Below are 14,441 nucleotides of genomic sequence, written 5' to 3'. Positions count from 1 at the left end.
TGACAAATAGCATTGACGATTAATTCCTCCACTTTCCTAACTTTGACCCTTTACCAATTTCGTCTTTGTGGTGCCGTGAAGCAGCCCGCTGTTTTGTGCGACATATACAGGCGACTAAATCGTTGAGTCTGCCATGAAGATTTTCTTCGCGATCATAAATGTCGGTTTCCTGTTCGCTGTTGCGTTCCAGCTTTGGAAGAAGGAACCGGCAACGTTGCGCCCCCTCTTCTGGCCCGCCCTCCTCTTCAAATGCGCGGCGGGGCTTGGACTGGGTTGGCTATACGCCCACTACTATGGCCTGGGCGACACACTGCTCTATTTCCACGACGGCGCAAGGCTGGCTCAGCTCGCACGCCTGGACCCCGTGACCTACTTGCTTTTTTTGTGGAACGGCGACGAGTCCTTTCCGTTCTGGAGCAACCTTCACCTGCAGGAGCCGCGCGCGTTGTTCATGGCCAAGATCACCAGCGTGTTCAACCTCTTTTCGCACGACGACTACTGGATCACCTCGTTGTATTTCTCCATCATCCCCTTCTTTTCAGCATGGATGCTCACCAAGGCCATTGTGCGTCTGGATGCGACGTTGCGTGGGGCGGCGGTGTTCAGTCTTCTCTTCTTTCCATCGGCCGTGTTTTGGGGGACGGGGCTGATCAAGGAAAGCCTGGCCATGTCGTCGCTGTTTTTCATCAGCGTGGTATTTTTGAAATTGTGGCGCAACGAGCGGGTTTCGGCTGTTCAGTGGATTGCGTGCCTCCCGGCGCTGTGGCTGGTGTGGGGGTTGAAATATTATTACCTCGCCATCTTCCTTCCCGTGGCGGCGTCCACGCTGGTGGCGCGGTTTGTTTTCAGCAGGCTGCCTGCCATCAACACCGGCGTGAAAGTAGCGCTCTGGGCCGTCATCTTTCTCGTGCCGCTGTTGGCAGCAAGTCTTTTCCACCCCAATTTTTATCCCGAGCGTTTTCTGGAAGTGATTGTGTCGAACTATGACGTGTTTCATGAGATTTCACAACCGGAAGATGTGGTGACCTATGCCGGTTTGGAGGCCACGGCGTCGAGTGTGCTAGCGCATGCGCCCGGCGCATTGCTCACCGGACTGTTCAGGCCTTTTCCATGGGAAGCGGGCAACGTGTTGCAGGGCTTTGCCTCACTGGAAAACATGGTGCTGCTGGTGCTGTCGGTGGCCGCGTTGTGGAATGTTAAAAAACTGGTGGCCTCGCCGCAGCGCATGTTGCTGTGGTCGCTGTTTCTCTATAGCGTGCTGCTTTGCGTTTTCCTTGCCTTGTCAACACCCAACTTTGGCACATTGTCGCGCTATCGTGTGGGGTTTCTTCCCTTTTATGTGCTGTTGATATCGATTGAAAATCCGGTGCTGCGCTATGCATTTAACTTCCTGGAAAGATCATGGAACCGCCTTGTTCGGTAGGGCGCCGAAATCTACCTTTGCTCACTCACAAACACGTATGGAAAATCCCGTCATCATTCTCGGTGCAAACCCACTGGGCCGTCAGGCAAAAGAAATTCTCGAAACCAACGGCAACGTGGTCTACTGCTTCCTGGACGACAACAAAAAACTGCACCAGACCGAGATCGACAACATCACCGTGATGGGCAGCACCGACGATGACGGCTATCTGAAGCTGATCGGCAAAAAAACAGATTCGTTTGTGGCCGTAGACGACAACAAGCTGCGCAAAAACCTGGTGACCATGCTGCAGGAAGTGCGCCACGTGCAACCCGTGAACGTGATCGCCCACACCGCCATCGTGCCCAAAGCAGCAGACCTCGGTCATGGCAACTTCATCGACTACGGCGTCATTTTCGGCGCGGGTTCTTCCCTGGGAAATCACTGCATCGTGAATGCCGGTGCCATCATTGGCATGGAAACAACGATCGGCGATTTTGTTCAGGTTGGTTCAGGAACGGTGATTAATGCGGGCACGGTGATCGAGAACGAAGTGTTTATCGGCTCCGGCGTCACCATTGTGGGCGGCATCACCATTGGCAAAGGCGCGCGCATCGGCGCAGGCTCGGTAGTGGTAACGCCTGTGAAAGCGGGCGACACCGTGTTTGGAAATCCGGCTCAGACAATAAAAACATAGCCTTCTGAAGAACAGGCTTGCGTGTCGCGGTGTTCTATGCATAATCGCGCCGGGCTTCTATAGAAAATGAACACAGCGGCATTGCGTCTCTTGCTGTAGGCCGGACGTGATCCCGTTTTTTTAATACCAAACTCGAGCGGGTTTAAAACAGACAAGTCAGCGGATATGCCACCGATCTCAGAAACAGACCTCATTCTCAACAAAGACGGCAGCGTCTATCACCTGAACCTGTTGCCAAAACACATCAGCGACACCATCATCACCGTGGGCGATCCCAGCCGCGTCTATCGCATCAGCCAATATTTCGACGATTTGGAGTTTGAAATGAACAAGCGCGAGTTCATCACACACGTAGGCACATACAAAGGCAAACGCGTCACCGTGATCAGCACCGGCATGGGCACCGACAACATCGAGATCTTCTTCACCGAACTCGACGCCCTGGTGAACATCGACCTGAAGACACGCGAACCAAAGGCCAAAAAGAAACGCATGAAGGTGATCCGCCTCGGCACCTCCGGCGCACTGCAAGAAGACATACCGCTGGGCGCTCACCTCGTGACCGACTATGCTATCGGCTTCGACAGCCTCATGAACTACTACAACCTGGAGAACGACGGCTTCGAAGAAAGCATCGCCCGCGACATCCAGAAAAAACTGGCCCTCCCCTTCTCGCCCTATGTGGTGAAAGGCTCCGAGTCGCTGCGCCACCAAATTGGCGACGACATGGTGGTGGGCAACACCATCACCGCCCCCGGCTTCTACGCCCCACAAGGCCGCACCCTGCGCCTGCCTATCCGCTATCCCAAACTGATGGAAGACCTGAGCCGCTACCACAACAAAAGCAACGACTTCTGGCTCACCAATTTCGAAATGGAAACCTCCGGCTACTACGCCATGGCCCGCATGCTCGGCCACGACGTGGTGAGCGTAAACGCCATCATCGCCAACCGCGTGAAAAACAAGTTTTCGAAAGACCCGAACAAGGTAGTGGATGCGTTGATTAAGAAAGTGCTGGAGAGGATTTGATGGGTTGCAGTAGATCCAATATAACCGACGACCACCACTCTTTTTCGCAGCGCTAAGGCAAAGCACGCCCTGTATGAAATTTTAAGGCAACGGCAAAATTGTGCTGGATTGCTTGCACTACTTTCATATCTATATACTAAATTAGATCCAGCCCATCTTTTAACACCACACGGTGAGATTGATGGGCATTTTTATTTAAAATATTCTACGCATGAACGCTCTTAAGAGACAAGTTGAAAAAATTCTTGACGAAGCCTCTGGAGGCAATCTTCAGTTAATCGTGACGGTGAAAAACAGCAGACCAGAAATTAATCGATACATACAAGCCGCATCTGAGTCAGCGGAAAAAAGAAAGGCAGCCGTAAATCCACGCAGTTTACTTCCGCCCAGTAGAAAAATCCTTATCCGAAAGTCAATGAGCGATAAGAAACTTAGCGCCGAATTGAGGGAGACAAATTTACTTTCTGCAAAAACGCTAATTGCCTCCTTACCGCTACAAGGAATGACCTATCAATCTTTAAAGATCAGCAAACCATCATTTCTAAACTCGGCATATACCGCGAAGTCCATTGAAAGATTGTCAAAACGCAACAAGGCAATCTCAACTCCACCTATTTTCCATTCTTCAAGGAGTGTATTGATGGAGTTGTCAAAAGATGAATTATTCACCTTGTCCAGAGAGAATAATGAAATATCCGGAGTGTTTTTAAATAGAAAATTTAAGGGGCCGCCAGTATATAAGGCTTCAAAAATTCCAAGTGTTGTAATGGAACATAAAGGATACACATGGGGTATTAATAAGTGTGGGGCGCTGTCTGCGTGGGGAAGTTTTGGAGCGTATGGCGAGGGCGTGAAAATAGCTGTCCTCGATACCGGGGTCGATCCTAACCATCAAGATTTGAAGGGAAAAATAAGCCATTTTGCGGAGTTCGATGATTTGGGATATACCGTAACGGAAGGGGTAAAGAATGCTTATGATGATGACGTACACGGCACACATTGTGCGGGCATTATCGTCGGCGGAAATCAAAGCGGTAGATGGATTGGAGTGGCTCCTAAGGCATCTATCATGGCTGGCATTGTATTAAAAAATGGATACGGCACCGATGCGCAAATATTGGCCGGCATTGAATGGGCAATTGCCAACAAAGCGGATGTTATCAGCATGTCGCTGGGTGGCACCGATTTCGAAGCCGATGTATTTGATACCTACACCGAGGCGATTTTGAACGCCAATAGCGTTGGCATTCCTGTGGTCGTTGCAATAGGCAACGAAGGCCATCAAATTACGGGCGCACCTGGTAATGATTTTTTTGCATTCTCGATCGGAGCAACGGATGTAAACGATGGCATTGCAGGTTTTAGCGGAGGCAGAACACAAATAATATCCGACTCAAAATTTATTCGAAAGAAGGACCTTCCATTGGTTTATCAGAAGCCTGACATTTCTGCTCCCGGTGTTGACATATACTCATGTGTGCCCAGAAACAAGTATGCAACCCTCAGTGGCACGTCAATGGCAACACCACACGTAGCTGGCGCTATGGCATTGTTGTTGAGCAAAAATGGCCAAATGAAAGGCATAACGGGACTCCAAAAAGTAGATGTACTTCAATACTTATTGATAAGTGCCGTTAAACAACTGGGTGAATGTGGACAGAATCAACGATATGGATTTGGTCGAATTGATATCTTAAGAGCGTTAGGAGATGCGCAGGAGTTGGGGTACTGGTAAAAGCATCGGCTTTTAATTAACTTTGCATATGATTTCCAAGATTCATGAGAACACCCTAATTGACTTTCTGAAATCAGGGACTGATGACACTAGGTCCGTTATTGTTCAGCTAAGGGATGTATCGCCCGTTGTGAAAGTTGCAAAGTCGGTGGTTCTTGGTCGCCCCTTCTATCATAAAAATAGAAGAAGTGGTACACCCAAAATGGATTTTAAAAAGAGCGTTCGAACCTTTAAGAAAGAGCTTGCACAGATGGGCATCAAAAAGGTAAGAACGTTAGATTCAATTAAATACTTGATACTGGATTCTGTTACACCCGCGCAGATAAAACGCATTTCGATGATTCCCCAAGTAAGCCGAATCCGGCTCAACAAAAGCTATATAAAGCAGTCTTGAGTAGGGAATCGCCCTGTTCATAAAAAAACCTTTCCCAAAGCATCACCCGACACTTCGCGAAAGGTCTATTCGCTTTTGAAAGCAATTCTATTACTGCACGTTCACCGAGCTGTCCATGCGCATAATGTGCTTGGCGGCGGCGAAGGGTTCGTTGTTGTAGAATCCGGAAAGGATGCGGTGGGCAATTTGTTCGATGATGAGCTCGTCGTCGGTCTTGCCTTTTTTGCCTTGCCAGAAAATGCGGTTGGGGTGGCGCTTCATATCTTCCACGTAGCCTTTTGCACGGTTATACTGATCATCGGTGAAGGTGATCGTGAAGCAGGTTCTTACTTTTTGAGTTTCCATAGCGTTTTGCGTATCCATAGCCGTAGAGGTTTTTACAATAGTTATGCCATTTGATTGATGCTTTAAAATACTTAAAAACCCCAGCCCAGGGCAAGCGTTTGCCCGACATCGGTCAGAAGTGTTCGCGGATGGGAAGCGTGAAAATGAGGCTATACCCCAAAGGGCGGTGGGTTTTTGATATCATTGTTAGATATATATTTAAGGCCATAAAAAAGTATTCGGTTCGATGATAGACCAGACCAATTTCGAAGTTTTTAGGGCGGAGGCTATCTGGTATGTAAAACCAACCGACACTTTGGAGCTGAATGAATCAAGCCTGAAATGCTCCGACCTTTTCATCGCGACGTTTCCATCTCTCCACACGTTAATTTCGCAGGCAAGCGTTCTAGATGTGACACTGACCAGAAAAAAACGCACCATCTCCTATAAACTTTTCACCTGGACAAACGCAGCGAATCTGAAACGGGGCTGGTTATGCGAGTTCGAAACCAACGACTCGCCCATTGAAATTCTAAGTGAGCATCAACTCTTGCTGGATAATATTGGTGGAATAGTCGCGACCTACGATCAAATTCCCACCGCTGCGGAAATGTTGACCGACAATCAGAATTTCCTGTTCACAAAATCGCAGTGCTCAAGGGGCTTGAACGACTGGGCCATTTTATATAGTCAGTCCTGCGGATTTGAGGGAATCGAAAAAATTCAAACCGATGACCTGATCTGTTTTGTGTGTGAGGCAAACGGAAACGAAACTCTTTACGACTTAAACACAAAACAAGTTCTCCTTTTCGCGCCCGACCATAGTTTCAGAAATGTGGAAGTTCTAGAAGGGCAACCAGAATATACGTTTTACAAAATGACCGGCATCACAACATTTGTCGACTATGTCGAAACCCTCGCAGACCAATGGCTTTCATAACAGGTCTTTCCCGACTAGCTAAAATAGCTCCCTGGTGATTTCTCCAGGACATCCCGTCTGGGCACGTTCGGCATAGATAACCCAGAGATAACCCACATATGACCCAGTGATAATCCACTGATAACCCACTATTATTAAGATCTGGATTATCTCTGGTTGAAAGCTTGCTTACTTCAGGCTTATCAGCAGTGCGTGCGTACGTCTGGTATAGGCTGAACCTGAGGTTACTAATTCCTCCGAAATCCGTTGACCGCTCGTCCCATTTCAAAACCTAAATCATAACTGCCTCATTATGAACACCTAAGGCATCAAGGCATGCCGCACAACGCCGACCACTACCCGACTCACGACTAATAATTACCTTTGCACCCACATGAGAAACTGCACCATATTCAGGTTGGCCAACGGCATGCGCGTTGTTCATCAATATATACCTACCACTTCCATTGTTCATTGCGGCATTTTTCTGGGCATCGGCAGCCGCGACGAAACTGTCGAAAACCAGGGCATTGCCCACTTCTGGGAGCACATGGCCTTCAAGGGCACTCGCAAGCGCACCTCGCTCGACATCATTGAAAGCCTCGACTCTGTGGGCGGCGAACTCAACGCCTTCACCGACAAAGAGAAGATTGTGTTCTATGCCTCCGTGCGCAAGGAATATTTCGAGCGCGCCGTCGATGTGCTCACCGACATCACCTTTCAATCGGTGTTCCCCGAAAAGGAGCTGGAGAAAGAGCGCGGTGTCATTCTCGAAGAGATGGCCATGTATTTCGACAGTCCCGACGACTCGTTGCAAGACGAGCTGGAAGCGCTCATCTACAAGAATCATCCCATGGGCATGAACATTCTGGGCAACGAAGACACGGTGCGCAACTTCCGCAAGAAGGACTTTGTGTCGTTCTTTGCCGAGCATGCCGACAACCGTCGCATCGTGTTCAGCTGCATTGGCAACATCACACTCGAAGAAGTGGAACGGCTGGTGAAACGTTATCTCGAACCCCGGGCTGCGCAAAAGGCTACGGCCACACGCAAGAAGTTCACGAAGTATAAAAAGGGCGAGCATCACCTGCAGCGTGGCGTGAAGCAAACGCGTTGTGCTTTGGGCCGCACGGCCTATCCGCTGCTGCATCCCAATCGCATTCCGCTCTATCTGCTCACCAACATTCTGGGTGGACCGGGCATGAACTCGCGCCTGAATTTGTCGGTGCGCGAAAAACACGGCCTCGTCTATAGCATCGACGCACAATACCTGGCCTATGCCGACACGGGCATGTTCGCCATCTATTTCGGCACCGAGCCCAAGCAGGCCAAGAAGTGCATGCAGCTGGTGCATCGCGAAATGGACAAGCTGTGCACAAAGAAGCTCACGGCTCGCGAGCTGGCTTCGGCCAAAGAGCAGATCAAAGGACAACTGGCCATGTCGGAAGAAAATAACCTCGGCCTCATGATCATGATGGGACGAGCGGTCATTGATCTCGACAGAGTGCCGCCTTTACAGGAGGTGTTCGACAAGATTGACGCCGTGGACGCGTTAACTTTGCAGACGGTTTCGCAGGAGACCTTCGACCCCGACCAGCTCAGCTACCTGATCATGGAACCCGGCCAGTCGTAAAAAACACGCCGCATGGACTTTATAGACGAAAAGATTCAGGACTATTCCGAGCAGCACACCTCTCCGGAGAGTGCGTTGCTGCAGCGCATCAACCGCGACACACACGCCCATGTGATGAAGCCCCGCATGTTGTCGGGCCATCTGCAAGGACGCTTTCTTTCGATGGTGAGTCACATGATCCGCCCGCTGCGCATTCTTGAGATCGGAACCTACACGGGCTATTCCGCCTTGTGCCTGGCCGAGGGGCTGGCCGCTGGCGGCAAGCTCATCACCCTCGACATCAATGAAGAACTGGAGACCAAGGTGCGTGGCCACTTCGACGCATCGGCCTGGGGTGCTCAGATCGACTATCGCCTGGGTGATGCGCGCAAAATCATTCCCACGCTCGACGACACCTTTGACCTCGTGTTCATCGACGCCGACAAGGAGAACTATGCAACCTACTATGATCTGGTGATCGGCAAGGTGAGGTTGGGTGGCTTCCTGCTGGCCGACAATGTGCTGTGGAGTGGCAAGGTGTTGCAGGGCAAAACGGACAAGGACACGAAGGCGATTGTGGAGTTCAACGAAAAAATTCACAACGATCCACGCGTCGAGAACGTACTTCTTCCGTTAAGAGATGGTATTTTGACAATAAGAAAAGTATCTTTGTAGAACGAATAAGACCATGAAACTATTCTTCGCGCTATTTTTTGCGACCGTGTATACGGTTGCTGCGCAGACGCCCCAGGTCCCGCACAAGATGGAATTCGCCGGCATGTCGCTCACCATTCGTGACGATGCCCGACGCGAAATTCAGAAGGACGTGGATGCGCTCACCGCGTCGCCCAGGCATCACAACATCAAAGTGGAGCGGGCCAAAACCTACTTCCCGCTCATTCAGAAAGTGTTTGAAGAGGAGAACGTGCCCCAGGATTTTAAATACCTCGTGCTCCAGGAAAGCGCCCTCATTGCCGATGCCGTGTCGGTGTCGAACGCAGTAGGCTTCTGGCAATTCAAAGAATATACAGCCCTCGAAATGGGGCTACGCGTAGACAAAGAGATAGACGAGCGCCTCAACATCGTGTCATCGTCGCGGGCCGCAGCGCGCTACATCAAGAAAAACAATTTCTATTTCAACAACTGGATCTATGCCCTGCAAGCCTACCAGATGGGCGCAGGTGGTGTGATGAAAGCTGTTGACAAGACACAGAGCGGTGCCTCCACCATGGAGATCAACAGCAGCACCTATTGGTATGTGAAAAAATTCCTCGCCCATAAAGTGGCGTTCGAAGAAGCCGTGAAAGGTGAAGGTCAAACCAAAGTGGTGCTCTATGCCAACAAGACCAGAAAGAACATCGACGACCTGGCGCGCGAAGTGTCGGTTGACCAGGCCGAGCTGATGCTCTACAACAAGTGGGTGAAGAAGGGCACCATTCCCGAAGATCGCCAGTATATGGTGCTCATTCCCATGAAGGGCGACGGCAAACCGTTCTCGTTTCCTGAAGCATCGCCCACGGTGGCGGGCACGCAGGCCGGAGCAGCGCCCGTGCCGGCAGGAGCCAGTGTGGCCAGCAAGGCCAGTCGTATAAAAATCAACGGCATCGTAGCATTAAAGGCCATTGCCGGCGAAAGTGTGGGCCAGCTTGCCACGCGCGGTGGCGTGTCGGCCAGTGAGCTGGCGCGTTGGAACGACATCACGGTGTCGTCTACCCTCACGGCAGATCAATATTACCTGTTGGGCAAGAAACGCGCCCGTGGCAACGAAGCCTATCACAAAGTGGTGGCAGGCGAAGACTTGTGGGCCGTGAGTCAGCAACATGGTGTGACGATGAAGAAACTACGCCGCTACAACCGTCTTTCATCCGACAGCGAGCTGAAACCCGGCACCACCCTGTGGCTGTCGTCCATGAAACCGCGCGATGCAGACAAGGCCATGCCCGCAGGAGCGGTGGTGCAGGTAGACAACAGCCAGACCTTTGCCTGGGGCACGAACGGCGACGGCGAACAACCAACGGTGTCGGCAAAGCCCACCATCGTGGTGGCAGCTCCGGTGGCGACGCCGGTGGCCGATACGTCTATAAAGCCTGTTGAACGTACCGATTCAGCGCAAACCTTACAGCCCAAAACCGTCGCTGCGCCTCCCGTTGACACGGCGGCGCAACAAACCATTCAAGTGATCGTTCCCGAAAACAAAACGGAACACGTGGTGAAACAGGGCGAAACGGTCTATGCCATCGCCAAGGCCCACAACCTCGCCGTGATGGACCTGGTGACCTGGAACAAGCTGAACCTGCAAGAAGGTATCCGCCCGGGCCAGGTGCTGAAGCTGGTTGACCCTCAACCCGTTGCAACGGTGCAGCCCGCGGTAGAAGCAACCAAAGCAGTGACCGAAACAGAGCATGAAGTAAAGTCAACCGACACCCTGTATAGTATTGCCCGGAAGTATAATGTCACGATCAAAGAACTGATGGAGTGGAACAACAAAAAGGATTTCACCCTTTCCATTGGCGAGCGACTGAAAATCAAGAATAAGTGAATTGCGGTTTTTTGACGTTTTTAGTTAATTTATTACCTGACTTCACGAATTTTGCGGTTCTGGTGCCGGATATTCTAACAAAAGGATATTTTTGTGATTCGTGGATTTGAAAGTGTAGCCTGATTTACTCATTATTGATGCAAACCGATACAAAAGCCATTGACTTAGTAATGCTTGTCGATGATAATGACACTGATAACTTTATCAGTAAGCGTATCATTGAGATTACCAAGTTCGCCAAGCGCGTAGAAGTGAAAGGATCTGGCAAGACCGCGTTGGACTACCTTCGCGAGAATCAGACCAGTGCAGAAAATTTACCCAGCCTTATCTTTCTGGATATCAATATGCCCATTGTGGATGGTTTTGTGTTCCTCTATGAGTTCGAAAAATTCAACGAGGTGGTGCGGAACAAGTGCAAAGTCATCATCCTGTCGAGCTCCGACAACAAGCGCGACATCGACAAGATTGTGAACAACAATCACGTGATCAAATTCATCACCAAGCCGCTCACTGAAGTGGCGCTCGACGAGATCAAGCTTAACAATATCTGAGTTTCGTTGTTTGGATTTTTGACAGTACTTTTAGGTAAGTGTTACAAAAATCCATTGTCATGAAAAAGACCTATCCTCTCCCCGTAGTCTTTGTTGCTTTTTTTCTGCTCTCTATCACGACGGGCCTGCAAGCGCAGGTTGTGAAACCCGACACACTTTCGCACTGGAAGAAAAAACTCATCTTCAACATCAACGTGAACCAGGCCGCGTTCTCATCCAACTGGAAGGCTGGGGGCATAAACTCGCTGGGGCTTAACAGTCGCCTGAACTACCGTGCAAACTATGCCAACGGCAAGTCAAGCTGGGACAACGAAGTGGACCTGCTCTATGGCTTCGTGAACAACTCCGGCCAAGGTTTCCGCAAAACTGTTGACCGCATTTTTATCGACACCAAATATGGCTATTCCCTCAGCAAAAACTGGGGCCTCTTCACCTCGCTCAATTTCCTCTCGCAATTTGCCGTGGGCTATAAATATGAGAACGACGCCAACGGTGTGGAACAACGCATCACCATCTCCGACTTCCTGGCACCGGGCTATATCACCTCGGCCTGGGGTTTGGAATATCACCCGGTAGAATACTTTAAAGTGCGCATCTCTCCTTTCGCACCGCGTGTCACGATTGTGCGCGACTCCGAGCGTTTCATTCCTTCGGTAGACCCTGTCGCGCCCTATGGTGTTATCCCTCCCGACGAAACGCGCTTCGAATGGCTGGCCTTCCAGCTGATGGCCGAATTTAACAAAGACATCGCCACAAACGTGAACCTGCAATGGCGCTACATCATGTTTGCGAACTATGAAACCCTCGAACTCAAAACCATCGACCATCGCCTGGAGCTGATGCTGAACGCCAAGGTGAACAAGTTCATCCAGGTTGGCTTGGGAGGGATCATGGTCTATGACTACGATCAGGACTCGGGTGCCCAGATCAGCCAGGTGTTCAACCTCGGATTCACCTACTCGTTCCAGAACTACGTGGAACCGAAATAGCGGCAACCACCGTCATTCGAAAAAGCATACAGAAGGGCCCCGGCATGTCGGGGCCCTTCTGTTTTTATATCGCTATAATTTTAACTTGCATAAAAAAATTATCGCCATGTCAAACGAGAAGTTCGTCACCACCATCAACGCGGCCTACACCACCTCGCTTCCTTCCATCTACCTGGGCGCAGGTGTGCTCAACAACGAGATCATTGCCGACGCCAAAGTGAGCCTGCCACTGCGCATGATGAACCGCCATGGACTGGTGACCGGCGCCACAGGCTCGGGCAAAACCCGCACGCTGCAACTGATGGCCGAACAACTCTCGGCCGCCGGCGTGTGCGTGTTCATGCCCGACATGAAAGGCGATCTCTCGGGCATGGCTAAAGAAGGCACGGTGAACGACAAGATAACCGAACGGGCCAACGCCCTGGGCATAAAATATTCGTCTTCCGGTTTTCCCGTGGAGCTGTATTCGCTCACCGGAAAACTCGGCGCACAAATGCGCGCTACCGTGTCGGAGTTCGGGCCCGCATTGCTGAGCAAGATCCTTGAACTGAACGACACCCAAACCGGTGTGCTCAACATCCTCTTCAAATATGCCGACGACAAAAAACTTCCCGTCGTTGACTTTGCCGACCTGAAGAAAGTTTTGAACTATCTCACCGAAGGCGCCGGTGCCGCAGAAATTAAAAGTGACTACGGAAAAATATCCGGCGCCACCGCGTCAACCATCCTGCGCAAGATCGTAGCCCTCGAACAACAAGGGGTTGACAGCCTCTTCGGCGAAACCTCGTTTGATGTGGAGGACCTGTTCGAGAAAGTAGACGGCCGTGGCGTGATCAGCCTCTTGAATGTGGCCGACATCCAGAACCAACCCGCCATCTTCTCCACCTTCATGCTGTCGCTGCTGGCCGAGCTCTATCAACGCCTGCCCGAAGCCGGCGACCTCGACAAACCCAAACTCATCTTCTTCCTCGACGAAGCACACTTGCTGTTCAGCGATGCGCCCAAAGCCTTCATGGACCAGATCGACCAGATTATCCGCCTCATCCGTTCGAAGGGTGTTGGCATTTTCTTTTGCACGCAGCTCACACAAGATGTGCCGCCGAACGTGCTGGCACAATTGGGAAACCGGGTGCACCACGTGATCCGCGCATTCACCCCCAACGATGTGAAAGCTTTGAAAGAAACCGTGAAGACATTCCCGAAGTCTGAGTTCTATGAAATGGAACAGCAGTTCACACAATTGGGCACCGGCCAGGCATTCATCACCGTGCTCAACGAAAAAGGAATTCCCACCGCCACCGTGGTGACGCACCTCGCACCACCGGCATCGTTCATGGGTCCGCTGGGAGAGAGTGAATACAAATCGCACCTGTCATCGTCAGACATGTATAAGAAATACAAAGACGCAGTCGATCCGCAGAGCGCATTCGAGATGCTGGAAGGTCGCATGAAAGAACAGCAGGAAGAAGCTGAAGAAGCGAAGGAACAGAAAGCGCAGTCGCGCACATCGTCGAAGAAAGAGAAGTCCACATTTGAGGAAGTAATCTCTTCGCCAGTTGCCAAGCAGGTTGGTCGCGAGTTGGTGCGGGGTGTGTTTGGTGTTTTGTTTGGAACTACGACACGGCGAAGCAGCTCCAGAAGGAAGGGTGGACTATTCTAGACGACGGCCCCGGTGAACGAAAAATATTCTATGAGCCTGAGGTTTCCAGACATGGCCGACAGGTAGTAGCCTCGTTGAAATATTTCCTTCTCCCACTTTTTCCACGGTGCACTTCCCGGATTGGACACCCGAATAAGCGTGTCAATATTCACGGTATGAAGATGAAATCGATAGCTAACACCGTCTATACAAATACCTCTATTGGCCTCAAATAAATCCCACTGCATTTCTGTAATAATCGGGTCGTGAAAATTTTCGAGATAGGGCTCACAGAAAAAGTCAGTGATCTTATCTTCAGCATCGAGTCTAAAAAACTCCCCTCACCAACTGCTCTGGATTTTTGTGTTCCCTGAAATCACTATTCATAAACTTCATTGAAAACACACCACCAACTCCAGAGCCAAACCGGTCAACTATAGCAAGCCAGGCATAGTCGATACTTTTCTCATTTTGTCTCCAACCACGTTCATCGCGTATCACGTGGCCACCTATATAAAAGCAATGCAGTCCTAAGGCCTGCGCCAATGCATCTTTCAGTTCGTCATCATTTTCGATCCGGCCTGCCTTATATTTTCCCATTGCAGAATGAT

13 protein-coding genes are annotated in these 14,441 nt (G+C 50.6%); 11 read left to right on the top strand and 2 right to left on the bottom strand.

Features of this window, described 5'->3' with window-relative positions:
• The first annotated feature begins 133 nt into the window (after positions 1-133).
• The 4 genes from JI741_RS06685 (at position 134) to JI741_RS06670 (ending at position 4,863) form a co-directional block, all read left to right on the top strand.
• Complete coding sequence (locus JI741_RS06685) at positions 134-1,423, top strand: hypothetical protein (RefSeq protein ID WP_202008273.1); 1,290 nt, start codon at positions 134-136, stop codon at positions 1,421-1,423.
• Positions 1,424-1,460: 37 nt separating this feature from the next.
• Positions 1,461-2,099, top strand: a complete 639-nt coding sequence (locus JI741_RS06680; RefSeq protein ID WP_202008272.1) for a NeuD/PglB/VioB family sugar acetyltransferase — start codon at positions 1,461-1,463, stop codon at positions 2,097-2,099.
• Positions 2,100-2,264: 165 nt separating this feature from the next.
• Positions 2,265-3,128 carry a nucleoside phosphorylase gene (locus JI741_RS06675; RefSeq protein WP_202008271.1) on the top strand — a complete coding sequence of 288 codons (864 nt, stop codon included), beginning with the start codon at positions 2,265-2,267 and terminating at the stop codon, positions 3,126-3,128.
• A gap of 211 nt (positions 3,129-3,339) precedes the next feature.
• Positions 3,340-4,863, top strand: coding sequence for a S8 family peptidase (locus tag JI741_RS06670; protein ID WP_202008270.1), 1,524 nt, complete (start codon positions 3,340-3,342; stop codon positions 4,861-4,863).
• 484 nt (positions 4,864-5,347) lie between these two features.
• Here the strand turns inward: JI741_RS06670 and JI741_RS06665 are convergent, their stop codons facing one another.
• Positions 5,348-5,620 (bottom strand): hypothetical protein, encoded by a 273-nt coding sequence (locus JI741_RS06665; protein WP_236675928.1) that lies wholly within the window; start codon positions 5,618-5,620, stop codon positions 5,348-5,350.
• Positions 5,621-5,828: 208 nt separating this feature from the next.
• Here JI741_RS06665 and JI741_RS06660 point away from each other — a divergent pair, with 208 nt between their 5' ends.
• The 7 genes from JI741_RS06660 to JI741_RS06630 all read left to right on the top strand — a co-directional run bounded on the left by JI741_RS06660 (position 5,829) and on the right by JI741_RS06630 (position 13,851).
• The gene (locus JI741_RS06660) at positions 5,829-6,521 is read left to right on the top strand and encodes a hypothetical protein (protein WP_202008269.1); all 693 of its coding nucleotides are present in this window, start codon (positions 5,829-5,831) and stop codon (positions 6,519-6,521) included.
• 373 nt (positions 6,522-6,894) lie between these two features.
• Positions 6,895-8,133 (top strand): M16 family metallopeptidase, encoded by a 1,239-nt coding sequence (locus JI741_RS06655; RefSeq protein ID WP_202008268.1) that lies wholly within the window; start codon positions 6,895-6,897, stop codon positions 8,131-8,133.
• A 12-nt stretch (positions 8,134-8,145) separates the two neighbouring features.
• On the top strand, positions 8,146-8,787 hold the full coding sequence (locus tag JI741_RS06650) for an O-methyltransferase (RefSeq protein WP_202008267.1): 642 nt from the start codon (positions 8,146-8,148) through the stop codon (positions 8,785-8,787).
• A 13-nt stretch (positions 8,788-8,800) separates the two neighbouring features.
• Entirely contained in the window at positions 8,801-10,651 is a 1,851-nt protein-coding gene (locus JI741_RS06645; protein ID WP_202008266.1) for a LysM peptidoglycan-binding domain-containing protein, read from the top strand.
• A 137-nt stretch (positions 10,652-10,788) separates the two neighbouring features.
• Positions 10,789-11,202 (top strand): response regulator, encoded by a 414-nt coding sequence (locus JI741_RS06640; RefSeq protein ID WP_236675927.1) that lies wholly within the window; start codon positions 10,789-10,791, stop codon positions 11,200-11,202.
• A 59-nt stretch (positions 11,203-11,261) separates the two neighbouring features.
• The gene (locus JI741_RS06635; RefSeq protein WP_202008265.1) at positions 11,262-12,191 is read left to right on the top strand and encodes a DUF3078 domain-containing protein; all 930 of its coding nucleotides are present in this window, start codon (positions 11,262-11,264) and stop codon (positions 12,189-12,191) included.
• 106 nt (positions 12,192-12,297) lie between these two features.
• Positions 12,298-13,851 carry a helicase HerA-like domain-containing protein gene (locus tag JI741_RS06630; protein ID WP_202008264.1) on the top strand — a complete coding sequence of 518 codons (1,554 nt, stop codon included), beginning with the start codon at positions 12,298-12,300 and terminating at the stop codon, positions 13,849-13,851.
• A gap of 306 nt (positions 13,852-14,157) precedes the next feature.
• On the opposite strand, the gene JI741_RS06625 is transcribed toward JI741_RS06630, so the two are convergent.
• On the bottom strand, positions 14,158-14,430 hold the full coding sequence (locus JI741_RS06625) for a hypothetical protein (RefSeq protein ID WP_202008263.1): 273 nt from the start codon (positions 14,428-14,430) through the stop codon (positions 14,158-14,160).
• Between the last annotated feature and the right edge of the window lie 11 nt (positions 14,431-14,441).

The sequence above is a fragment of the Chryseolinea lacunae genome, assembly GCF_016735595.1.
Lineage (GTDB): Bacteria > Bacteroidota > Bacteroidia > Cytophagales > Cyclobacteriaceae > Chryseolinea > Chryseolinea lacunae.
This window is presented reverse-complemented; position numbering and strand designations above follow the sequence as displayed.

Excerpts from the sequence above, each read along its gene's own strand:
- JI741_RS06645 (WP_202008266.1), top strand. The coding sequence starts at position 8,801 with ATGAAACTATTCTTCGCGCTATTTTTTGCGACCGTGTATACGGTTGCT.
- JI741_RS06665 (WP_236675928.1), bottom strand. The coding sequence starts at position 5,620 with ATGGATACGCAAAACGCTATGGAAACTCAAAAAGTAAGAACCTGCTTC.
- JI741_RS06655 (WP_202008268.1), top strand. The coding sequence starts at position 6,895 with ATGAGAAACTGCACCATATTCAGGTTGGCCAACGGCATGCGCGTTGTT.
- JI741_RS06685 (WP_202008273.1), top strand. The coding sequence starts at position 134 with ATGAAGATTTTCTTCGCGATCATAAATGTCGGTTTCCTGTTCGCTGTT.
- JI741_RS06650 (WP_202008267.1), top strand. The coding sequence starts at position 8,146 with ATGGACTTTATAGACGAAAAGATTCAGGACTATTCCGAGCAGCACACC.
- JI741_RS06680 (WP_202008272.1), top strand. The coding sequence starts at position 1,461 with ATGGAAAATCCCGTCATCATTCTCGGTGCAAACCCACTGGGCCGTCAG.
- JI741_RS06670 (WP_202008270.1), top strand. The coding sequence starts at position 3,340 with ATGAACGCTCTTAAGAGACAAGTTGAAAAAATTCTTGACGAAGCCTCT.
- JI741_RS06640 (WP_236675927.1), top strand. The coding sequence starts at position 10,789 with ATGCAAACCGATACAAAAGCCATTGACTTAGTAATGCTTGTCGATGAT.
- JI741_RS06630 (WP_202008264.1), top strand. The coding sequence starts at position 12,298 with ATGTCAAACGAGAAGTTCGTCACCACCATCAACGCGGCCTACACCACC.
- JI741_RS06625 (WP_202008263.1), bottom strand. The coding sequence starts at position 14,430 with ATGGGAAAATATAAGGCAGGCCGGATCGAAAATGATGACGAACTGAAA.
- JI741_RS06635 (WP_202008265.1), top strand. The coding sequence starts at position 11,262 with ATGAAAAAGACCTATCCTCTCCCCGTAGTCTTTGTTGCTTTTTTTCTG.
- JI741_RS06675 (WP_202008271.1), top strand. The coding sequence starts at position 2,265 with ATGCCACCGATCTCAGAAACAGACCTCATTCTCAACAAAGACGGCAGC.
- JI741_RS06660 (WP_202008269.1), top strand. The coding sequence starts at position 5,829 with ATGATAGACCAGACCAATTTCGAAGTTTTTAGGGCGGAGGCTATCTGG.